Below are 20,743 nucleotides of genomic sequence, written 5' to 3'. Positions count from 1 at the left end.
CACATACGCCAACCGATCCGAGGAACGCCCTTGTCAGCCGTTTTCCCTGATCTCGTCATCGTCATCCCCGGCCTCATCGGCTCCGTTCTCGAGAAGGACGGCAAGGCGATCTGGGGCTACACGCTCGGTGCGGCGTGGCGTGTCGTCGCGGGTGGTGCGCTGGATCTGCTCCAACTCAAGGGAGCCGACGACGAACGGGATGATCTCGGAGACGGGATCAAGGCGACCGGGCTGATTTCCGACGTGCAGTTGATCCCCGGTCTCTGGAAGCTCGAAGGCTATTCGATTCTCGCCGAGAAACTCGTCGGCGACATGAAACTGATCCGGAACCAGAACTATCGCGAATTCCCTTACGACTGGCGCCGAAACAACCGCGTGTCCGCGAAGAAGCTTGCGGCCCTCGTCCCGGGCTGGCTGCAGGAATGGAGGGACAAGAGCGGAAATGCGCAGGCCAAGGTGATTTTCGTCGTGCATTCGATGGGCGGGCTCGTCGCGCGCTACTACGTCGAATGCCTCGGCGGCTGGAAGACGACCAGGACGCTGCTCAGCTTCGGCACGCCCTATCGCGGTTCGGGAAATGCCCTGGGGTACATCTGCAACGGCTTCTCCTGGGACGTCGGGCCCCTGAAGGCTTTCGACGGGACCAAGGCGATCCGCTCCTTCGATTCGATCTATCAACTGCTCCCGACCTATCCTTTCGTCGACGTCGGCGCGACGGATCTTGCGCGAGTCGGCGATCTCGAGTTGCCGAATCTGGATCGCGGGCGCGCGTCTGCTGCCGCGGCCTTCCATCACGAGATCGAGACGGCTCAGGCCGCCAATGCCAAGGACGAAGCGTACGCCGTGTCAGGACCCAAAGTACGGCCTGTCGTCGGCATCGAACAGCCGACCTTGCAGTCCGCCAAGCTCGACGGCACGACGTTGACGATGCTGCGGTCGCTAGGCGGGCGCGATCTGAAGGGAGACGGCACCGTTCCGCGGCCTTCGGCGATACCGCTCGAGCTGACGCAGCAAAGCGCTTCGTATGTGGCGACGACGCATTCCGCCTTGCAGAGCGACGATGGCGCGCTGGGCCACGTGCGCGGCGTGCTCACGGAGGCCGACATCGACCTTTCGAAGTTCCGCGAGGTCGGAGTGGGTACCCTGGGTCTCGACCTGCAGCATGCGTATGCCGCGGACCGGGCCGTCGAGATATCCGCGGTCGCGTCCGATTACGTGCAGTCGATTCCCGGCCGGATCACGCGTCTCGACGCCGCGCAGCAGGAGACGGCGATCACGCTGCGACCGGCCAGCGGCGACAAATATGTCGGTTCGGTCAAGCTTCCGGCCGGGCTCTATCGCGTCAACCTCGCCGAGCAGGGCTTTCATCCGGTCAGCGACGTCTTCCTGGTCCTCGAGGAATGAGGGCGGAGACGGCGGATGCCTGAAACGATCTACTGGACCTGGTCGCTCGAACGCGGCGGAGAACCCGCGCTGACGAAAGAGCCGGACCTGGCGCAGGACCTGCAGCGGGAGACCGACGAGCTGCATTCGGGGCTGGTCTCGTTTCTCGATGCCTTTTCTGGATCGATCTTCTATTTGAAGCTCACGCGCTTCGAGGACCGGCTGCTTCGAGCCGAGGGCTCGATAGCGGCCGAACAGCGCTTGCGCGACCTCGAGAAGCTGTTGCTCGATTTTTCGTCGCGTCACGGGCTTCGTTTCGAAAACCGCATGATCGTGACGGCCCCGTTCCGCTCCGCGGAGCCGCTCGATGAAGCCTACGAATACGGCCACGCACGCCCGAAGCCGAAGCTGCAGACGGAGACGATGGAGGCTGTGATCGCTCCATCGCCCGTGTCGGTCAATCGCTTTCCCGCGATACGGACCGACGACGTGCCGGAACGATCGAAGTCGTTCACCTTCGAGGTCGATCTGTCGACGCAACGCGACGCGGGCACGACGGGAGGCGAGGTGACGTTCGCCGACATTCCGGCAGACTGGTCGTCGCTGGACGTCGACGTGGAAGTGTTTTCGGCGGGCCTGTCGTTCGGTACCGGCGAGGAGCGCAAGCAGATCCGGATCATGCGCGCCGGCGACTCCGTGTCGGCGAAGTTCGAAGCGACCGTCAGAGCGGACCTGTCGCCCGAGGTGACGACCATCGAGATCGTCGCCATGTTCTCGCATGGCGGGCGCTTCAGCGGTGTCGCGCGCAAGACGTTGGCGCTCGCGGCTCCGGCGAAGCCCGAACCCAGGGCACCCGCGACGAGCGATGCAGCATTGAGTTCGGGCGCCGTTGCCATCGTCCCCGGCGCGTCCGCACCCGAACTCACGATCAAGATCCTCGCCGTCGGCGGTGAAGGCAAGTATCTGTGGAGCCTGGAAGCTCCGAAAGTCAGGGGTGTTGGGCCCGCATCGTGGTCGGGTGTCTCCGATATCGGAGGATCGACGGCCGATTTCGCGCTTACTTTGCTCAAGGAGTGTCCCCGCCTGAAGCCGGGGCAGCACGCGAGCGTCCTTCAAGGCATCGGCGAAGGCATCTGGGGCGCGACGCCGAAGGCCTTCCGCGAGTTATATCTTCAGCTCCGCAAGAAACTCGGCGCTGGCTTTCCGATTCAACTCGTGACCGACGAGCCGCACGTACCTTGGGAGATGATGCATCCCGACCGGGACGCGGGCATCGACGACGCCGATCATCTCTTCATGGCTCACCCGATCAGCAGGTGGTTCATCAGTTCGGAAGGCCGGATGCCGCCCTCCTTCAAGTCCGGATCGATCGCGAGCTTCGTGCCGGATTACACCGACGGCTCCGGACTGCCCGCTGCGGTCGACGAAGGAAGCTGGCTCGTCTCGAATCTTTCCGCCGTCGCGATGGAGGCCACCTACGGCGCGTTCACCAGGTTCTGGGGAGCCGGGGCGCCGAGCGAGCCGGTCGCAGTGCTTCACTTCGCCGGTCACGGTCAGGCGGAAGATGCGGCCAATGCGAAGCTGAAGCTGCTGGACGGATGGGTCTACAGCAACGAGGTCAACAGCAAGGTCAAGTTGGGCGAGAGGTTCGGGACCTTCATGGTCATCAATGCCTGCGAGGTCGGCGCGTCCGACTATCGGCTCGGATTGATCTCGGGGTGGGCCGCGCGTCTCGCCGATCAGGGCTTCGGCGGAGTTCTCGCGCCGTTGTGGGCCGTGCAGGACGAGCACGCCTCGTCGGTCGTCAGGGACTATCTTCGGGATTTCGTCGGGGGATATCCGATCGGCCAGGCCATGCTCAAGGCCAGGGTCGCCTATCGCGACAAGTCCTCGACGCCGTACGCCTACGTCTGCCACGGAGACGTCATGGCGGCCATGGTGAAGCCCGCGACGTCCTGATCAGGTGGAGACCGGCACGAGAGCGCCATCGACCAGCACGCCCGCCGGGATCCGGTTGCTGACGTCGACCATGAGGTCGCCGCTCGTCTCGGGCGTCCGGATCGATACGATCAGCGAAAAGCGCACCGGCCGTTCGTAGTTGTCGAACTCGGTCATGTCTCCCCACCATCCCCTGATCGGAGCGATCGATATGCCGTCTCGCTCGGCCAACCGATACGCGGGACCGCGCCAGATATCCTGCACGAGCGTGCCCCTCTGGATGAATCCGGACAGCAGCCACCCGTCGTCCTGTGCCGGCACCGGGCTCGCGGCAGGGCCGTCGTTGGGTGCGAAGAGGTTAAAGCGCGATTGCGCTCGCCCGTGACCTTCGCCGAATCTCTTGACGTCCATCTTCAGCCGGTGCGAGGCGTATCGTTCGTTCGCGCGATCTCTGGACGCGGCGTGGGGATCCGGCTCGACGAAGTAGGACAGCGTGCATCGAAGCTCCGTCGGCGTGCTGCCGAGCGCTCTCAGCACGTCGGTGGGCCATGGAAGCCTGAAGTATTTCATCTGCCTCAGCCGGACCGGCTGCAGGACCCCGCCCTTCGTTGGCCTTTCGTAAGGATGAAGTTCGTCTTCTGCGATGAGCGTCAGCGCGTTCGATGCGCTCGAGAACAGCCTCTGTTCGTTCGGGACGCCCCATCCGAACCGGTCGAGGATGGCGCGCCATGCGTCGAGCTCGCTGAGGCCGGATCTGACGAGAGATTTCTGATGCTCGATCATGATCGGCGTCCACTCGGCCGAGTGGACGATCAGGCCGCGAACGGTCTCCATCCTGTAGCTTGGATAGCGGTTCATCAGTCTGGCACCCAAGCCCGACGCCAACGCGGTCGCGGCACTGGTCTCGCAACACATGGCCAGGGGATTTGCGGGCGCATCGCGTGAAGTCGTCATCACGAGGTGGTCGGACGACGGCTGGGCGTAAAGGCCGGGATCCTCGACGTAGAAGTTGCCGCCTTCCATCACGATGTCGGGCTTCGAGGCGTGCGACCCCGGCCAGCTCGCCGCCGTCCTCGACGTCGGCATTAGGTCGCCCGTCGGCGCCAGAAGCGTGTTGCCGTGCTCCTTCAGGCTCACCGCGCCGACGGACAGCGCGTTCAAGGCCTGCGCCGGCGATTCGATGCCGTAGGCGGCGTTGCGATCGGCGTAGTCCGCGACGAGATAGGGTTGGGTCGCGGTCCTGCGAACGTTTCCGACCGCTGCGCAGAACAACCGTGTCGAGACGCCGTCGCCGTAAGCGAGCTTGTCGAGCACGGCCGAGGTGCTTGTCGGTCGTCCGTCGTCGGCTTCGCCTTGCGCCGTCTGCGCCAGGCAGAAGATCCTCGAGTGCGGTTCCTTCTCGACGATCTCGACGGCCCGTTGCATCGCGTCGCGTGCCGGGATGTCGCCGGGTGCCTGCGGCGCGGTCACCACGACGGATTCGAGGCTGGCCTGCAGCACGATCGGCGTTGTGGATTGCGCGATGTCGGAGAGATCTCCGTAAAGCGCGAGTCCCGCCATCTTCGTGCCGTGCCCCTGCCTGTCGGTCGTTCCCCACGTGGGTTCGACGGCGTAGCACTTGTCTGCGGGCAGCGACCGTTCCAACAAGGTGTGGGCTCGATTGACGCCGGTGTCCAACATCGTGACGCGGGGGGCGCCCGGCCAGGCCGGAAGGACGCGGCTCGCGATTTCTTCGACGGTCTTGGCCTTCTGCTCCGGCACGAGGTCGAAGAAGTCGGCGACGAAGGACGATGCGCTGCGCAATTCGACGATCGCGGCGCTGCTCTGTACGACGCGCTGCAATTCTTCCGGCGACGCAAGGATGTTCCGGATCACGACTTCCACGAAATCGGTGGGGCGACCGATCTGCTCCAGACCAAGTCGCCCGATCGCGTTGGTGAACGAATCCTGGAAGCCCTTCCGGGTCCAGACCTCCCATTTGGTCCTCCCGATGGACCTCGGGTAGCGTTCCAACGCATCGGTCCAAAGGTCGCGAAGCGTCGTCGTCCTGATCGAGGAGCCGCTCTCGAACAGCCTGAAATTCCTCGGCCGTCTTTCGGTCTCCCACTCCTCGTGGTCGTCGCCTTCCGCGCGGTCGTCCTCGTCGTCCGTCCATTCGGCGTAACGGTCGAGGTTGTCGCGTAGCGATTTCAAGGCGGACTTGGTGACGAAGAAGGTGGCTTGATCCACGTTTTCGCCGAAGCTCCGGACGTCCTCCGGGACACGTCGCACGTTGAAGAGCTTCAGGCCGCGGGTCATCGACCGCGCCGTTCCGACGTCCAGCGCGATCTTCGGGCGAGCCGTCACGGTGACGGGAATGCCGCGTTCCGACGACTTGACGCCTTCCTCGCCCTGAGCGGCCAGATAGGCATCCATATCGGCCACGGCGGAATCGAGGCTGGAACGGAGGACGGCCGCATGACCTGGTCTGTCCTCTACGGCAGGGATGGCTTTGGTGCTTCCGCCGCCGGGCGTCCTGAAACGTCCCGAGGCTTGTCCTAGCCCCCGAAGGAGAAGGTGTCTGTAGAGCTGAACTTCGGCCATCGATCCGTCCCGAACGGACCGACTCGATTCGGCCCTCCTATTCCTTGTGGATCATACCCCGGTCCCGCAGGGCCTGAAACAGGACTTCGGAGGTGAGCCGGCCGGCGTGGTCGAGGACGGCGTCCCGGGCGGCGTCTTCGGAAGCGGCGACCAGATCCGCCTGGCTCAAACCCTGCACGGCGTCGTCGATCGAAGACCAGTCCAGGGCGTCGATGTCGAACTGCAGCAGGTTGTTGCGGAGCACCTGGCGGGCCTCCTCGCGGGTCGGTTTGGCATATCCCAATACTGAATCGAACCGCCTGAAGATTGCGGGATCGAGCAGCGAGCGATGGTTGGTGGCGGCGATGATCACGCTGCCGGACTGATCGTCTTCGAGGAACTGCAGGAAGGAATTGAGCATGCGGCGGGCTTCGCCGATGTCGTTGTCGGCGCCGCGTCGCGATGCGAGCGCGTCGACCTCGTCGAACAAGTAGACGCCGCGGATGGTGTGCATGGCGTCGAAGATCAGGCGCAGCTTCGCCGCGGTCTCGCCCATGAACTTGGTGATAACGCCGTCGAGCAGGATCGTAAATAGCGGAAGCCTCAGCTCTCCCGCGATCGCCGCGGCGGTCATCGACTTGCCGGTGCCGGGCGGTCCCGAAAACAGAAACTTTCTTCTCGGCCCGAGTCCCCGCTCCTCGAGGGCGCTACTTTCCCTATGCTCGCGAACGAGGCGCCGGATCTGCCGGCGCAAGTCGTCGCCGAGCACGACGTCGGCCAGATGGATCTCGGGGTATGTGGCCCGCACGAGGCCGGCCAGTTCGCCGCGCGGCGCACCGATCGGTATCGGCCGGTTCGGGCGGGCCGCGATGGACTTTCGCGCGTTCTCGACGATGAGCTTGATCTCGTCGGCGACCTTTGTCTTGCCGGAGCGGTTCGCGTCGTCGGCGATGTGCTCGGCGATGGAGAGAAACTGTTCGCTGTCGCCCGCGGCGTGACTGCGGATCATCGCGATAACTTGTTTCGAACTGGTCATGCATCCCTCCGTGCGCCTGTGGTGCGTGCTGCTAGTACGGTCCTGAGCGCGCCCGCGACCTCGGGCATCATATCGGCAAATTTATGCAATATAAGCATCGGGTCTTCTGATGAGACCGGCGAACGCGCTTCGTCCGCAAGGGCGCCTGATGGAATGCCGGCCTTCAGCAATGCGTGCGCCTTTTCGGCCATATCCGGCGAAAAAGCCTGCTGACTTATCGAGCGGCTCAGAGTGGAGGGATCGACATCCATCAGCTTCGCGACCTTTCGCAGGCTCGCGCCGGCGCGCCTGCGCTCTTCTTGGAGCAGGTGGATTAAATCATCGTGTGCGCGTCGCTTCGGTCGGCCTCGCATGATGCTTATATTGCGTATATTGCGTTCGCCCGCAAGTCATTTCTTCGCGATCAAAATGGCGGGCGCAGTCGACCTCTTCAGTCTGGCTTCGCGCGGTCGACCGCCGCCGACGACAGGTCCAGCCTGGTCCACATCACGACGCCTTTGGCAGCTGGGACCGGGTCGCTCTCCACGCCGACCACCATGGCGGCGCCGAGCTGACGCAGGAGTGCGAACAGACGCCAGAGGTCGGCCTCGTCGCCTCCGCGCAGGAGCCTGCGGAGTTCCCCTTCGGTGAGGCCGTTGTCCTCCGCGACCTGAGCGACCGCCAATCCCCTCTGCGCCGCGATGCGCACGACTTCCTCCGCCAGAAACAGTCGCAGCGTTTCGCCGTCGCCTTCCGCGGTCCCGCAGATCGGCGGCTTCGTTTCCGTCTCGGTCTCTCTGGTCGACTGCATCGCTTTGGTCTCCGTTGGTGTCTGCTGCATCGGGACGCTCCCCGACAGTTTCATCCGGCGTTAGCTGAGCCCGGCATGGGCTATTGCGGACCGCTCGCCATCGACGCGAGGCGGATTCGCCACGGCGTACCTCTTGATCAGCACCATCGTGTCTCGCCCGAACTGGAACCCGTACCGGTCCTTCAGTCGCTGGTGCCGATCGTCGTTGGTCTCGTCGGCGTCGCCGCTGTCCCATTCGCGCAGTACGACTTCGCAAGCGTCGACGTGGCGGCGGTGCCGTTCGCGCTGCTTGGCGGTCTTCAGCCCGATGTCGGTCGGAAACGCCAATTTGAGCCCGCTGATCTGCGTCGTGTGCAGCCCGAAGAGATCGGCGGCCTCTTCGGTGGTGAGGATGCGGCGGTTCAGAAGCTCGGCGGCCTTCGGAAAAAACTTCCGGATCGCGCGGTCGACGTCCGGCAGTCGTTCTTTTCCAGCTTTCGCGAGTCGAAGTGCCCGCAATTCGCCGATGAAGGCGCGGTCCTGCTCCGTCGACCGGGGCCGGCGCCGCTGCGGCCTGCGTCGCCGCGCCGCTTCATTTGCCTTGTGCGCTTCCTTCTCCTCCGCCGTCATGTTCAGCCTTGCGAGAAGCGTCGCAAGACCGCTCCGTGAAAGACCCAGCAACTCGCACGCCTGGACTCTGGGCAGATCGCCGCTCTCGATCAGCGACACCAACTCCTCCTTCCTTGGCTCGACCAGGGTCTCGATGGCGGCGACCTGAATGCGCGAGACGGGGAGCTTCTGCGCCAGCAGCCACGCCACGAACGGATGATCCGGGCCCAGTCGCGGATCTCTTGGCTTGCCCTCGCGCGAGGCCTGGGTCTGAAGCTTGTCCGGCAGGTCCGTGCCTAGTCGGCGGGCCAGCTCGAGCGCGAAGCGGTCGTTGCCGAGAGCGCGCGGCAGCGCGCCGCCGAAGGGATCGCGCTTCTCGAACAGCGCCAAGATGTCGCGGAGCGGCGCCTTGGCGGGCGGCTTTGCGGGGTCGCCGCTCTCGAAATAGCGGAGTGCGGCCTCCTCGGCCGGTTCGAGAACGTCGCCGTCGCCCAGCATCTCGCTGCAGAACCGGCGCAGCATGGTCTTGCTGGAGCGCGCGAACCCGAGGTGTCTGTCGATCTGGAAGAAGGTCCGGCCGAAGAAGCCGTTGGACTGCGCGTTGCCGGAGGTCGTCTGCAGCAACGGCGCGTTGGGGCGCTTGTCGGGCGCGGCATCGAGGTAGGGTTCGACCGCGATGCGCAGCGCGGGGACGACCGGCACCATTCGCTTGACGCCGCGGGAGGTCACCACCAACACGTCCCTGCCGCCCGGGCGCCAGTGCTTGCGTTTCATGCGGACGAGGGGCTTGGTGCCGGTACGGCCGAGAACGAGCAGCGCGACGACGGCGACGATCCGGACGGCATCGGCCAGGCGCCAGCCGGTGCCGGAGTAGAAGGCGACGCGGAGCAGCATGACGACGTCGCCCGGGGAGAGACGGGTCGGGCCGGCACCGGCGCAACGTGACAGTCGAGGGTGTGCCGCTCAACCATCTGGTCGGCAACCGCTTCTGGCTCGGCGAGGCACTGCTGGAAGGGACCGGGCTTGTGGAGCCGTGCCGCCACATCGAGAAGATCACCGGCAAGGCGGTCGCCAAACACCTGATCAATCGCTCCGGCCTCTACTGCAAGATTCTGCAAGGCGGCATCGTCAGGGTTGGCGATGCCGCGCGAAGTGCAATCGTCGTGCTTGCCTTGCTGGCGAGTTAGGTCGTTGCTGCACGTCGGGCACAAACTGGTGCGCTCAGCTCTTTTCGAAGAATGCAACGCCGATCCTTCAGCAACCATATGACACGAGGCGCTGTTGAAGTCTGTCACTTCCTTGGCAGGCGATGGGTACTTGCAACGCCTGCTTCCCGACGGGCCGCCGTCCGGCTTCGATGGCCGGGAACGGACCCAACGGTTGGACCGTGCCGCTTGCAACCCTTCGCGTTACGGATCACGGGGGCCGCACAGTCACGGAAGACACGCATCGGGTGCAACTTGCCGGCGTTGCGATTGACTACGCCGAAGAGCGGAGGATGGCGGGAAGGACATCGCCAAGGAATTGGTGAAGGAACTTGACGCACTTTGGTGCCAGGACCGACTGATTGCGATATTCCGGCTTGGTCAGACTCCTCCATCAGAGCAACTTTGAAAGGGTTAGACATCAAGCGTGAACTCCCGAGCCCAATTTTCCGTGGTTTCCCTTTGCATCAATGGAGTACTGTTTTTCTCGGCCTGGGGGCGTGGGGATGGCGCACTACCGAGCTTACCTTTTGGATCACGACCGCCACGTTATAAGCGTGGCCCATTTGCAGTGTGCCGACGAGCAGGAAGCACGGGAACGTGCTGAACAGCTAGTCGATGCCAATGACATCGAGCTATGGCAACTCGATCGGCGTATTGCAGTGTTTAAAGCCGTTACTAGCCGACCTTCGAAGGCGGCAAGCCAAACGAAGCAGCGAGCGCAGCGTCCTACCGACAAATGAGCGCAAGTCATCCATTCAAGCTGGACAGCTTGCTGCTGCAGATCATCGCAAATTGCGAGAGGGATCTCAGCCGGTCGCGGCGTCTATGACCCAGGTGACGGTCCTTTCCAGGGTCTCAAAGCCAGAGGCAATCGCTCGCGACTATGTAACCGTTGCCGCGGCCCGCCGAGCTCGCGAGGCCACTGCGCGAGGCGCGCGAACGCTTTTTAGTCTGCGCAGCAGCGCCCGCTTAAAGAAGGCAGCCGGATCTAGGCCGTAGCTCAGCGCTGCGACGAAGAGCAGACTGCATCCCACGCCAGTAGCCTTGTCAGTCTATTACTCCAATCCGGTGTCGCCTTAGCGAGCGAAGGGCATCAGCCAGTCTCGCCGAAGCACGAGGCCCGCCGGTTCACATGGCGGGTTTGTGCTCAATCTGATCGTGTTGAAATTGTTCTACTCTCGTTTAGCGTTGGGCGCGTTCCTCGAAGTCCGGAAAATTACCGTCTGGAGCACTGTCCGGAATTTTTCACCGCAAATGTAGCCTATCGGACAGACCGCATCAGCGAGTGGCAGTAAGCTTTGTCGACAAGCTTACGGGTTGCCCCTTTTGCCTGTTTAGACCCCGCCCTTCAATTTAGTACTTCCGTTCTTCCCAAGAGAGTTGGAACGGGGCCTTCCATGGGGACACACAGTCCTGCAACATAGCAATGAATGCGCGAACAGAATTGAACGCCGTTAGTGAACAAGTTCACAGATCATGCGCTGACTTGAAACTAAGGTGACTACGGAATTCGTGGTGGAAATATCTCTGTCGAGTGGGGTATCATCATGAAAAATCTGTTCTTGATCGCAACCGCCATTGCTACCCTAGCAGGTGCAACGACCCATCAAGCTGGCGCATGCGCGCTAGGCCTTCCCAGTTTTGAAGTGACAGGCTTTCCGATCTCGCGGCACCAAGTGGCAGTGCTGGGAGCGGAGCAAGTTGAGGAAAGTTCGGTCACCCCAAAGCTAATGTTGGCTGGGATGCCGGCTTCTCCCCATCAGATTGCCGTTCTGACACCGCGTCCAAAGCCTCGGATAGTTGAGGCCTCTGCTGACCCTAGTCAGCTCACCGTAGGCCGATCGCAGCCTGGCTCGCGGAAAAGCATCGCCGAGATATGTGTCTCTGACTGATATTGTGGGACCTTGCGCCACCCGCCTTCGGGCGGGTTTCTTTTGTCGTGAAGAGGACGAAAGCACCCGCCGGCTGAGCAGTTTCAGACTGACGGGCGTCGTTCGCGCAGCGCGTTCGAAAACACATTTTCATGTGACTATGCGAGCAAAACCAAACGCCCGCGGGAAAGTTGCTGAGGCAGGCCCTATATGGGCAACCACCGGAGTTCGCGTCGGATGGCTGCGGTTCGTCAACTCGATCCAGTGCCTCGGTGCTCAGTCGTCTGGCGCCTGGCGCCCCTGGGCGGTCAGCTCGTATCGATCGCTGTTCTTTATCGGCCAGCCGCCTTCGACCATACGAAGCGCGAAAGTCTTGGTGTAAACCGGATGTCTGCCTCTGTTGAAACCCGGCGCTGCGCAGTCACCTGGGTGGCCGTAGCCCGGGCGAGTTAAGCCAATCCTGAATATGCGCGGCCGTTTCGGCTTGCCGGACCTTTCGCCGCAGCCGCGCGCGCTCGATACCTGACTTGGCACCTCGCACCTTTGCAAGCAGCCGCTTGGTCTCCTCAGCGGCGAGCCGCTCTTCAAGTGCCAGGGATTGAGGGATAGGGCGACGCTTTTCCATAGTGCTACTCCCTGTTTTGGGGTGGGAGCGCAACCGGCGTTCTCATCACCGATAAATGCCACGGGCCGGACGGTGATGATGGAACTCTATACCCAAAACGGTCGGTCGATAAGTGCAGTTGTGGACACTCGGTAGCCGGCTTGGGTCAAGTCGCGTTGCTGCCCCGCAGCGGCAACGCCAGTTGCACTGCAACGGGGCGGGTCGCGTTGCTCTCAACAAAGGCTTGCAGCGCCGGCGAGGAGGCGATCGCGGCGTCCGCCGCCCGCTGGGCGAGTTCGTCGGCGATGTCGGCGGTGGCATCGCGCGACCAGCCTTCGATGGCATTGAAGACGACTATCCGCAGAGGGTAGGCGTATTGTCCCGAAAGGATGTCGCGAAGCACCGTCTCGCGGTCCGTGTCAGCCTCGTCGGTCTCCCGCCAGGCGCAGCCGGCCCGGGCGCCGAAATCCTCGAGCACGAGGTAGATGTCGCGATCGAGGCGATCGGACGGCACGATCGACGGCGCGTAACGCATGACGGAACTCCATTGCTGACTAAAGCCAAACCACGTTGCCAGAGGTGACGTTCCCACCGCTCGCCGCGATCGGAATGTACAGGGAACGCGCGCCCGTTCTCGCAAGTTTGGTGGGGCTACCAACCAAAAGTGTCATCAAGACTCACTGGCCCGTCTTTATTTGCTCAGTGTACAATCGCAAATTTGTCGCCACTTCGTACCCAGTTCTCCCAGTTTCCTTGCTGCAATAGCTGGTAGTTTCCAACTTCGGTCACCTCGGACAGGGGGACGGGCTCATGGAAATATTTCGCGCCGAGAAGATTTGCGTTGTCGAGGACAACTCAAGCAGAACCTGCCGCATCTGTGGCAAGAAAATGAAGCTTGTACGAACAGTGGTGGACTCTGAGACTGGAAGTATCACTCACATGTTCGAATGCGGGTGCGGAAAGCGCTTCTGGGACGACTAAGGCACACCTCTGCAACGGAACGAAGGCGATCGACGAGGCCCTGCCGCTGTTCTACAAGGTGGTCCAGCTCGATCCGGACTTTGCCTCCGCCCATGCGATGGCAGCCTGGTGTCATTTCTGGCGGAAGATAAATGGGTGGATGACCAATCGGCCGCAGGAAGTCGCGGAAGGCATTCGATTGGCGCGCCTCGGGGTGGAATTGGGCAAAGACGACGCCGTCGCGCAGTCCCCTTACTCGCTGGAATGAAAAAGAATTGGAGGTTCAGTTTGGCGCGCATAGCGCGCTGTAAAATACCAACTGGCGCGCTCCACACGATTCGGACGTGTGACTCTTCGCCTTCGGAATGGCTTTCGCCGCCACCTTCCACAAGGCTTTCACCCTCTCGCGCCGAGCACCGCTCGCGCGGCCGCGACATATTCCCGCCAGTGCGTTTCCGCGTAGCGCTCGGCCTGTCTTGCACAAGTGATGTCGGGCGCGTGCGCGGCTGCGATCAGCCTGGCAAAGCGCTCTTCGGCGACCGTCATGTCTGCGGCGTCGGCGGTCGAAGGATAAGCGCTAGCCGGCCCCTGCGGTGCTGCGACGAGTCCCGCCATTCCGGCTAGCAACACGCGGCGTGATGTCTTCATTGGTTCATCCTCTCTGGTCCTGGTCGCTCGAGCCTGACGGGCGAGTGTGTCGTGGCGATCGCGGCAGGGTAACGGCGCCCGCCCGGACAGTCCACAGATTGCCGATATGATTTGACACCGCGAGTGATCGCGACGCCATTTGGATGGACGCCGCGAGCGCCGTCTTATGCCATACGCGACTGATTTCCGGGCGCGGTGGATTTTCGGTAGAATGGACGCCCCCGCGAGAACGGTCGCCGAGCGCATCCGCAAGCGCGTCATGAGCTTGCATATCGCCGCCCACAAGTTCCAGTTCGGCGTCACCGTGAGCATCGGCATCGCCGAGGCCGGCGACAGCACGTCCGGTATCGACGCATTGATGGGCGCAGCCGATCACGCGCTCTATCAGGCCAACGCCGAAGGCCGCAATCGCTGCACCGCCTGATCGCCCCCGTCGCCTGCAAGCAAGGCGGCGGAGTGATCGGGCAAGCGTTGCCGGCGTCTATTCCGGCACCGGCACGTCGAACGTATTCAGCGTGACCGAGACCATGCAATAGACGCCGACGAGATAGGACAATTCCGCCGCGCCGTGCTCGCCGAACTCCTTCACCGCAGCGCGCCAGGTCAGCTCGGGCAGCACGCCGCCGCTGACCAGCGCGGACGCCATGTCGTAGGCGACGGCCTCCTGCTTGGTCAGGTCGACCGGCCGCTGGCCGGCGACGATGGTCGCGAGCTTCTCGTCCGACAGGCCGCGCTGCTCGGCCACCAGCACATGGGCATAGAGCTCGTAGCCGGAGCGGAAATGCGAACCGGTGACGAGGATGGCGACCTCGCGTACCGGTGCAGGCAGCAACGGATTCGATGCGATCGCCTTGACCAGGTCCCATACCGGCCCGCCGAAGCGTGGCTCGCGAAGCCACGGATTCCAGGGGCCGAGCAGCGCGCCGTCCTCGCGCATGTTTACAAAACCCTTGAAATGGTCCGTGATGCCCGCTCGCATGTCGGCATAGAGCGGCTTCTGCTCGTCGGTCAGCTCTTTCGGATCGAGAATGGGAAGGCGCACGGCAGGTCTCCTCGTTCAGGAAGCGGCGAGCCTCGCCCGGGCAACGGCGCATGGCAAGTGAAGTTGCCGTGACATCCATGCGACGGGGTAGTCGCGCCTTCACAACTTCAGCGTTAGACTGCCTAAACGTCCAAGAGCCGCGCAGCCGGCCGCCTGAAGCATTGCAACAGGGAGAGCGTCATGTCCGATCCGCAGCGACGGGAGTTTCTGGCTGCCGCAGCAGGCGTAGCCTCGCTGGCAGCCTTGAGTGGCCTGCAGCCGGCGGTTGCCGGCGATCCCAGCTTCATGAACAACGTCCCGGATCCGGACGTGTCGGGCAAGGAGCTGCCGACCTTCAAGTTTGCGCTGGAGAGGTCGCAGGGCAAGGTGATCGGCGACAGTTTTGGCAAGGAAGCCACCGTGATCCAGCTTCCGATCTCCAAGGGCATTGCCGGCGTCTCGATGCGGCTCGAGCCCGGCGCGATGCGCGAATTGCACTGGCACGCCACCGCGGCCGAGTGGGCCTTCATCATGGAGGGCCGCGTCCGCACCACGGTGATCGACCCTCAAGGTTTTGCCGAGACCAATGATTTCGATCCCGGTGACGTCTGGTACTTTCCGCGCGGCCACGGGCACATGCTGCAATGCCTCGGCGACGAGCCCTGCCACTTCATCCTGATCTTCGACAATGGCTACTTCTCCGAGTTTGGCACGTTCTCGATCACCGACTGGCTCGGACATGCGCCAAGATCGCTGCTCGCGAAAAACTTCGGCCTGCCGGAGACGGCGTTCGCGAGCTTTCCGAAGGACGAGGTATATTTTGCTCGCGGCAAGCTGCCTCCGGCTGAGCCGTCAGTGCCGTTGCAGGGCTGGAAGCTGCCGCCGGAGACGCACAAATATCGCCTGCTGGCGCAACCGCCGCATGCGGCGTTTCCGGGTGGCCGCGAATGGCGGGTGGATTCCAGCCGCTTTCCGATCGCCAAGACGATCACCGGTGTGATCCTCGATCTCGACGTGAGCGCGCTGCGCACGCTCCATTGGCATCCGAATGCCGACGAATGGCAATATGTCATCGACGGCACGGTGAGCGTAACGCTATTCGGCTCCCACGGCCGCTTCCGAACCGAGCAGCTGGAGCGCGGCGACGTCGGCTACATCCCGCAGGGTTATGGCCACTCGATCGAGAATATCGGCGATCGGCCGGCGCGGATGCTGATCGGCTTCAATGCCGGCGTCTACGAGACCATCGACCTCGCGCAATGGATCGCCGGCAACCCGGTCGACGTGCTCGCCACGAACTTTGGCCAGCCCGCCGAGCTGTTCGAAAAATTTCCACACCAGGACGTGTTCATCGCCGACAAGAGCGGGCGTGGATAAATTCACGCAACCGGCTCGCCCAGCGTGTGCATCAGCCGGTTGGCCCAGCCGAAGATCGCGGCCGACAGCACGAGGTCGAGCTGCTCGAGCTCGCTCATTCCAGCATCAGCCAACTTGCGTGCGTCATCCGCCGTGGCCTCGATCGGCGTCGTCGAGAGTTTTGTGGCGAAATCGAACAAGGCCTGCTGACGCGTCTCCAGGCTGGCGTTGCGCTCGTCGGCAAAGATCTCCTCCACGACATCGTTTCGTCCCGTGAGGCCGATGAAGCGCGAGGCGTGCACGGCTGCGCAATAGATGCAGCGGTTGACGATGGAGGCAGAGAGCGCACCGAGCTCGCGCTCGGCAGACGACAGACCGTCCTTGCCGTACATGATCATGTTGAACAGCGGCGAGCGGACCTCGAGCGATTCCGGATCGTGGGCCAGCGTCAGCACGTAAGGCGACACACCCTTGTTCGACGGCGTCACCTTCATCGCCGCGAGCTGTTCCGGCGTCGCGGAGGCGAGCTCGACCGGGGTGACGTAAGGTGACCAGGTCGGGATCGTGGCGGTGAAGTTGTGAACGACGTCGCTCATCGGGCCTCGATTGCCTTGAGAAGCTTCAGGCCCGCAACGACCCGCAACTGATAGTTCACGAAGGCGGCAAGCTCCGACAGCCGCACGATGTCGGCCTCGCTGACCCCGGCGCCCTTCAGCGTCTCGACGTCCTGTCGCGTTGCCTCGCGCGGGGAGAGCGTCAAAAGGTCTGCGTGGCGCGCCAGAGCGTCGTTCAACGCATTGCCGCAAGTGCCGCCGGGCTCGGCGAGGGCGGTGAGATCCAGATCATGCGAATGCGCGAGATAGGATTCGTAGTGTGCGGTCAGCGCGGCATCGCCGACATGCCGGCACATCCGCGCCGCGAGCGCCGCGCGCAGGCCGTGGCTCAGGCCGCCGGGCTCGCGCGGCACCAGCACCGCGTCATGGGCGGCTTCGCTCAGGCGCAGGATCTCAGCGCGCACTTTCAGCGCCTGACCAAGCTGCGATCCCTCGGGCACGCCGGCCATCGTTTCGATCAGCGTCACGCGGCACCTCGCGAAATCTGTGGGTTTGCGGCATCGGCGACCGCAAAGCCGAGCGGCTTGCCTGTTTCCAGGAAGGCCGACAGCTCGGTTTCATAAGGCGCGGGATCGAGGCCGCGCGCGGCGAGCCATTGCGGTTCATAATAGGTCTGGCGGTAGCGCTCGCCGGAATCGCAGATCAACGTGACCAGCGATCCCGTCTCGCCCGCGTTACGCATTTCGTTGGCGAGCCGGCATAGCGCCAGGAAATTGGTGCCGGTGGAGCCGCCGACCGCCCGGCGCAGCCGGCGTGTCAGCAGATTCATCGCCGCGATCGTCGCCGCGTCCGGAATCTTCATCATGCGGTCGACCACGCCGGGCACGAAGGAGGGCTCGCAACGCGGACGGCCGACACCTTCGATCAGCGAGGGCCGCTCGCAGGTCTGTGTGCGGTCTTGCCGGCGGAAGCAGTCGAAGAAGGCGGAATGCTCGACGTCGGCGACGCAGAGGCGGGTCGGGTATTGCCGATAGCGCAGGTAGCGCCCGATGGTGGCCGAGGTGCCGCCGGTGCCGGCGCCCATCACGATCCAATCCGGCACCGGGCGCGGCTCGCCCTTGAGCTGGGTGAAGATCGACTCGGCGATGTTGTTGTTGCCGCGCCAGTCGGTGGCGCGCTCGGCAAAGGTGAACTGGTCCATGTAGTGGCCGTTCAGCCGCGCGGCGAGCGCGGCGGCCTCCGCATAGAGCGCGCGGCTATCGTCGATCAGATGGCAATTGCCGCCATAATGCTCGATCGCGGCAATCTTCTCCGCCGAGGTCGTGCGCGGCATCACCGCGTAGAAGGGCACGCCGATCATCTGCGCGAAATAGGCTTCCGACACCGCCGTCGATCCCGACGAGGCCTCGATCACCGGTGTGCCTTCGAGGATGTGACCGTTGCAAAGCGCGTAGAGGAACAGCGATCGGGCGAGGCGATGTTTCAGGCTGCCGGTCGGATGGGTCGATTCATCCTTCAGATAGATGTCGATGCCGACGAGAGCCGGCACGATCAGCCGGATCAGGTGCGTATCCGCCGTGCGGCACTGGTCGGCCTCGATCGCCGCTACAGCCTCGTCGACCCAGCCGCGCCTGTAGGCCGGTCCGGCCGGGTTTTGATGGCGGAAAGGGGCTGGCTCCTTTGGCATCACAAAAATCTCTCATAATTCTCCTTGCGCATCAAGAAATATTGTTCATGCTATATTCGAATAATGCAAGCAGCCTGCGCATGAACAATGACGTTATCGACATCCGGCTCTTGGAGGCCTTCGCGGCGGTGATGGCGGCCGGCAGCATTACCGGCGCGGCGCGGCTGCTCGGCCGCTCGCAGCCGGTCGTGACGCGGCAGATCCAGGATCTCGAGGCCGATGTCGGCTATCTCCTGTTCTCCCGCAACGGTCCGCGCATCAGCCCGACGCCGAAGGGCGTGCTGTTTCATGCCGAGGTCGAGCGGCTGTTGATGGGCTTGAAGCACATCCGCCAGCGCGCCAATGCGATCGGTGCCGGCGCGTTGCCGGTGCTAAGCCTCGCGGCCATCCCTGCGCTCGCGGCGGGCTTCATTCCCGCCGCGCTTGCTGCGCTGGAGCGCGGGCTGTTGCCGGGCCAGGTGCATGTGCAGGCGCTCTCGGCCGAGAATGTCGTGCAGTCAGTGCTGTCGCAATCGGTGGATTTCGGGCTCGCCAGCCTGCCGGTCCAGCATCCCGGTCTCGACGTGCAATGGGTCTGCGAGGTGCCCTGCGTCGCCTGCCTCGCGATGGATCACCCGCTCGCAAAGAAGAAGGTGATCCGGCTGAAGGATCTCAGCGGCGGCCGCCTGCTCACGATGGCCAATCCCTATCGGTTGCGCCGCCGGGTGGACGAGGCGCTGGAGCGCGAGGACGTCGTGCCCGCCGAGGTCATCGACACCAATTCCTCGATGACCGCGATTGCGATGGCCAAGCAGTCGCTTGGCATCGCCATCGTCGAGCCGGTGCTGACCTCGAGCCTTCCGGTGGAAGGCGTCGTCACCCGGCGTTTGGATGTCTCTATTCCTTTCCTGTTTGCCGCGCTCTCCCCGACGGGACGCGAGCTGACGCCGACGGTCGTCTCCCTCAACGACGCGCTGCGCGCGGCGGTGACGCTCATGCCCGGTGCAAAGCTGCATAGCGGCGCGGCTGCGAGCCTCGAGCCGGACGAGGCGGCCGACGAATTCGAGAAAGCTACTTCATGACGACGATGACGCCCAACGCAGCCGGCCTCGCGGCGCTCGAAGAGCGACTCAAGCAGGACCTGTCCTGGCTGGAATTGCCCGCCAAATCCTGGGTGCCGCGTCGCGTCGTGGATGGCGAGGCCATCATTGACGTCGTGATCGTCGGCGCCGGCATGGCGGGCCTCGTCGCATCGGCCATGTTGAAGCGGCTCGGCGTCGACAATCACCTCGTGCTCGACCGTGCGCGCGCCGGCGAGGAGGGGCCTTGGGTCACCTTCGCGCGGATGCGCACGCTGCGTTCGCCGAAGGAATTGACCGGCCCGGCGATGGGCATGCCGGCGCTGACCTTCCGCGCGTTCTTCGAAGCGCAATACGGCCGGGAGGCCTGGAAAACGCTCGACCGCGCGCCGCGCACGATGTGGATGGACTATCTCGTCTGGTACCGCACGGTGCTCAGTCTGCCGGTTCGCAACGAGGTGACGGTCGAGCACATTCACGCGCGAGCCGACGAGCTGTTCGAACTCGGTATCAGCGAGTGCGGGGCCTTGCGAAAAATCCTGGCGCGCCACGTCGTGCTGGCGACCGGGCGCGACGGCCTCGGCGGAGCCTACGTGCCGCCGCTGGCGAACCGCATCGACCGGCGCTTCTGGGCACATTCCTCTGAAACGATCGACTTCGAAAAACTGCGCGGCAAGCGTGTCGCCGTGGTCGGTGCTGGCGCGTCGGCAATGGACAATGCGGCGGTCGCGCTGGAGAACGGCGCCGCGCGGCTCGATCTCTTCATCCGGCGCGCCGACATTCCACGCATCAACAAGTTCACCGGCATAGGCAGCCAGGGCGTCGTGCACGGATTTGCCGGCCTCCCCGACGCGTGGAAATGGCGCTTCCTCGATCACACGCTGAAGGCGCAGACGCCGCCGCCTCGCCAAAGTGTGTTGCGCGTCGCGGCTTATCCGCATGCGCATTTTCATCTCGCAAGCCCGATCGACGATCTCGTCGTTGAAGGCGACCATCTGGTCGTGACCACGCCCAAGGGACGTTACGCAACCGACTTCGTCATCTTCGGCACCGGCTTCAAGGTCGATCTCGCGCTGCGGCCCGAGCTCAAGGAGTTCGCGTCGCATATCCGCTTCTGGCGCGATCGCGTCCCGACGCCGGAGGGCATGGAAAATGCCGAGCTCGCCGGCTCGCCCGACCTCGGCGACATCTTCCAGTTCCAGGAGAAGGTGCCGGGCGCCTGCCCGATGCTGTCGCGGCTCTACGGCTTCAACTATCCGGCGACGCTGAGCCATGGAAAGCTCTCCGGTGACATCCCCGCGATCAGCGAAGGCGCGGACCGGCTCGCGCGCGGCATCGTCCGCCGGCTGTTCGTGGAGGATCGCGCTGTCCACTTCGCCAGTCTCAAGGCGTTCGCCACGGCCGAGATCCTCGGCGACGAATGGGTCGACGCCGACGCCACTCATCAACCCGCCGAATAATCCAGCAACCGGACAGGCA

At 63.7% G+C, this 20,743-nt stretch carries 17 protein-coding genes and 2 pseudogenes; 8 read left to right on the top strand and 11 right to left on the bottom strand.

Annotated elements, in window-relative coordinates; translation table 11 throughout:
• The first annotated feature begins 30 nt into the window (after positions 1–30).
• Together QA640_RS42520 and QA640_RS42515 are read left to right on the top strand one after the other, a co-directional pair.
• On the top strand, positions 31–1,404 hold the full coding sequence (locus QA640_RS42520) for a hypothetical protein (protein WP_283038555.1): 1,374 nt from the start codon (positions 31–33) through the stop codon (positions 1,402–1,404).
• 15 nt (positions 1,405–1,419) lie between these two features.
• On the top strand, positions 1,420–3,342 hold the full coding sequence (locus QA640_RS42515; RefSeq protein ID WP_283038554.1) for a CHAT domain-containing protein: 1,923 nt from the start codon (positions 1,420–1,422) through the stop codon (positions 3,340–3,342).
• Here the strand turns inward: QA640_RS42515 and QA640_RS42510 are convergent, their stop codons facing one another.
• The 5 genes from QA640_RS42510 to QA640_RS42490 all read right to left on the bottom strand — a co-directional run bounded on the left by QA640_RS42510 (position 3,343) and on the right by QA640_RS42490 (position 9,191).
• The gene (locus QA640_RS42510) at positions 3,343–5,736 is read right to left on the bottom strand and encodes a S8 family peptidase (protein WP_283043056.1); all 2,394 of its coding nucleotides are present in this window, start codon (positions 5,734–5,736) and stop codon (positions 3,343–3,345) included.
• Positions 5,737–5,941: 205 nt separating this feature from the next.
• Entirely contained in the window at positions 5,942–6,919 is a 978-nt protein-coding gene (locus QA640_RS42505; protein ID WP_283038553.1) for an ATP-binding protein, read from the bottom strand.
• Positions 6,916–7,170: a hypothetical protein gene (locus QA640_RS42500; protein ID WP_283038552.1), complete on the bottom strand. Its 255-nt coding sequence runs from the start codon at positions 7,168–7,170 to the stop codon at positions 6,916–6,918. Before QA640_RS42500 ends, QA640_RS42505 begins: the two co-directional genes overlap by 4 nt.
• Positions 7,171–7,349: 179 nt before the next feature.
• On the bottom strand, positions 7,350–7,739 hold the full coding sequence (locus QA640_RS42495; protein ID WP_283038551.1) for a hypothetical protein: 390 nt from the start codon (positions 7,737–7,739) through the stop codon (positions 7,350–7,352).
• 30 nt (positions 7,740–7,769) lie between these two features.
• Complete coding sequence (locus QA640_RS42490) at positions 7,770–9,191, bottom strand: hypothetical protein (protein WP_283038550.1); 1,422 nt, start codon at positions 9,189–9,191, stop codon at positions 7,770–7,772.
• A gap of 47 nt (positions 9,192–9,238) precedes the next feature.
• On the opposite strand from QA640_RS42490, the gene QA640_RS42485 reads away from it, so the two are divergent.
• Complete coding sequence (locus QA640_RS42485) at positions 9,239–9,484, top strand: MOSC domain-containing protein (RefSeq protein WP_283038549.1); 246 nt, start codon at positions 9,239–9,241, stop codon at positions 9,482–9,484.
• Positions 9,485–12,146: 2,662 nt separating this feature from the next.
• Here QA640_RS42485 and QA640_RS42475 read toward each other — a convergent pair.
• Positions 12,147–12,515, bottom strand: a complete 369-nt coding sequence (locus QA640_RS42475) for a hypothetical protein (RefSeq protein WP_283038547.1) — start codon at positions 12,513–12,515, stop codon at positions 12,147–12,149.
• A 450-nt stretch (positions 12,516–12,965) separates the two neighbouring features.
• Here QA640_RS42475 and QA640_RS42470 point away from each other — a divergent pair.
• Positions 12,966–13,184 (top strand): annotated as a pseudogene (locus QA640_RS42470) (CadC-family transcriptional regulator); the annotation flags it as partial.
• Between the two features lie 152 nt (positions 13,185–13,336).
• On the opposite strand, the gene QA640_RS42465 reads toward QA640_RS42470, so the two are convergent.
• On the bottom strand, positions 13,337–13,588 hold the full coding sequence (locus QA640_RS42465) for a hypothetical protein (protein ID WP_283038546.1): 252 nt from the start codon (positions 13,586–13,588) through the stop codon (positions 13,337–13,339).
• A gap of 223 nt (positions 13,589–13,811) precedes the next feature.
• Between QA640_RS42465 and QA640_RS42460 the strand changes: the two are divergent.
• A pseudogene (locus QA640_RS42460) lies at positions 13,812–14,012 on the top strand (diguanylate cyclase); the annotation flags it as partial.
• A gap of 57 nt (positions 14,013–14,069) precedes the next feature.
• On the opposite strand, the gene QA640_RS42455 reads toward QA640_RS42460, so the two are convergent.
• The gene (locus QA640_RS42455) at positions 14,070–14,630 is read right to left on the bottom strand and encodes a carboxymuconolactone decarboxylase family protein (RefSeq protein WP_283038545.1); all 561 of its coding nucleotides are present in this window, start codon (positions 14,628–14,630) and stop codon (positions 14,070–14,072) included.
• A 180-nt stretch (positions 14,631–14,810) separates the two neighbouring features.
• Between QA640_RS42455 and QA640_RS42450 the strand changes: the two genes are divergently transcribed.
• The gene (locus QA640_RS42450) at positions 14,811–15,986 is read left to right on the top strand and encodes a cupin domain-containing protein (RefSeq protein WP_283038544.1); all 1,176 of its coding nucleotides are present in this window, start codon (positions 14,811–14,813) and stop codon (positions 15,984–15,986) included.
• 2 nt (positions 15,987–15,988) lie between these two features.
• Here the strand turns inward: QA640_RS42450 and QA640_RS42445 are convergent, their stop codons facing one another.
• Genes QA640_RS42445 through QA640_RS42435 form a run of 3 tightly spaced genes read right to left on the bottom strand, consistent with a single transcriptional unit; the run spans position 15,989 to position 18,206 of the window.
• The gene (locus QA640_RS42445; RefSeq protein ID WP_283038543.1) at positions 15,989–16,561 is read right to left on the bottom strand and encodes a peroxidase-related enzyme; all 573 of its coding nucleotides are present in this window, start codon (positions 16,559–16,561) and stop codon (positions 15,989–15,991) included.
• On the bottom strand, positions 16,558–17,046 hold the full coding sequence (locus QA640_RS42440) for a hypothetical protein (RefSeq protein ID WP_283038542.1): 489 nt from the start codon (positions 17,044–17,046) through the stop codon (positions 16,558–16,560). The genes QA640_RS42445 and QA640_RS42440 overlap by 4 nt, the downstream gene beginning before the upstream one ends.
• Positions 17,043–18,206, bottom strand: a complete 1,164-nt coding sequence (locus QA640_RS42435; RefSeq protein ID WP_283038541.1) for a PLP-dependent cysteine synthase family protein — start codon at positions 18,204–18,206, stop codon at positions 17,043–17,045. The genes QA640_RS42440 and QA640_RS42435 overlap by 4 nt, the downstream gene beginning before the upstream one ends.
• Before the next feature lie 80 nt (positions 18,207–18,286).
• On the opposite strand from QA640_RS42435, the gene QA640_RS42430 reads away from it, so the two are divergent.
• Together QA640_RS42430 and QA640_RS42425 are read left to right on the top strand one after the other, a co-directional pair.
• A complete protein-coding gene (locus QA640_RS42430) occupies positions 18,287–19,267 on the top strand; it encodes a LysR family transcriptional regulator (RefSeq protein ID WP_283038540.1) in 981 nt (326 codons plus the stop codon).
• Positions 19,264–20,724 (top strand): NAD(P)/FAD-dependent oxidoreductase, encoded by a 1,461-nt coding sequence (locus QA640_RS42425; RefSeq protein WP_283038539.1) that lies wholly within the window; start codon positions 19,264–19,266, stop codon positions 20,722–20,724. Before QA640_RS42430 ends, QA640_RS42425 begins: the two co-directional genes overlap by 4 nt.
• Positions 20,725–20,743 lie beyond the last annotated feature (19 nt).

The organism is Bradyrhizobium sp. CB82 (assembly GCF_029714405.1).
In the GTDB taxonomy this organism is placed as follows: domain Bacteria; phylum Pseudomonadota; class Alphaproteobacteria; order Rhizobiales; family Xanthobacteraceae; genus Bradyrhizobium.
Note: the sequence above shows the minus strand (reverse complement) of the source record. Positions and strands in the feature narration are given on the sequence as shown.

Excerpts from the sequence above, each read along its gene's own strand:
- QA640_RS42505 (WP_283038553.1), bottom strand. The coding sequence starts at position 6,919 with ATGACCAGTTCGAAACAAGTTATCGCGATGATCCGCAGTCACGCCGCG.
- QA640_RS42500 (WP_283038552.1), bottom strand. The coding sequence starts at position 7,170 with ATGGATGTCGATCCCTCCACTCTGAGCCGCTCGATAAGTCAGCAGGCT.
- QA640_RS42450 (WP_283038544.1), top strand. The coding sequence starts at position 14,811 with ATGTCCGATCCGCAGCGACGGGAGTTTCTGGCTGCCGCAGCAGGCGTA.
- QA640_RS42425 (WP_283038539.1), top strand. The coding sequence starts at position 19,264 with ATGACGACGATGACGCCCAACGCAGCCGGCCTCGCGGCGCTCGAAGAG.
- QA640_RS42515 (WP_283038554.1), top strand. The coding sequence starts at position 1,420 with ATGCCTGAAACGATCTACTGGACCTGGTCGCTCGAACGCGGCGGAGAA.
- QA640_RS42490 (WP_283038550.1), bottom strand. The coding sequence starts at position 9,191 with ATGCTGCTCCGCGTCGCCTTCTACTCCGGCACCGGCTGGCGCCTGGCC.
- QA640_RS42495 (WP_283038551.1), bottom strand. The coding sequence starts at position 7,739 with ATGCAGCAGACACCAACGGAGACCAAAGCGATGCAGTCGACCAGAGAG.
- QA640_RS42465 (WP_283038546.1), bottom strand. The coding sequence starts at position 13,588 with ATGAAGACATCACGCCGCGTGTTGCTAGCCGGAATGGCGGGACTCGTC.
- QA640_RS42430 (WP_283038540.1), top strand. The coding sequence starts at position 18,287 with ATGAACAATGACGTTATCGACATCCGGCTCTTGGAGGCCTTCGCGGCG.
- QA640_RS42445 (WP_283038543.1), bottom strand. The coding sequence starts at position 16,561 with ATGAGCGACGTCGTTCACAACTTCACCGCCACGATCCCGACCTGGTCA.
- QA640_RS42510 (WP_283043056.1), bottom strand. The coding sequence starts at position 5,736 with ATGGATGCCTATCTGGCCGCTCAGGGCGAGGAAGGCGTCAAGTCGTCG.
- QA640_RS42435 (WP_283038541.1), bottom strand. The coding sequence starts at position 18,206 with ATGCCAAAGGAGCCAGCCCCTTTCCGCCATCAAAACCCGGCCGGACCG.
- QA640_RS42475 (WP_283038547.1), bottom strand. The coding sequence starts at position 12,515 with ATGCGTTACGCGCCGTCGATCGTGCCGTCCGATCGCCTCGATCGCGAC.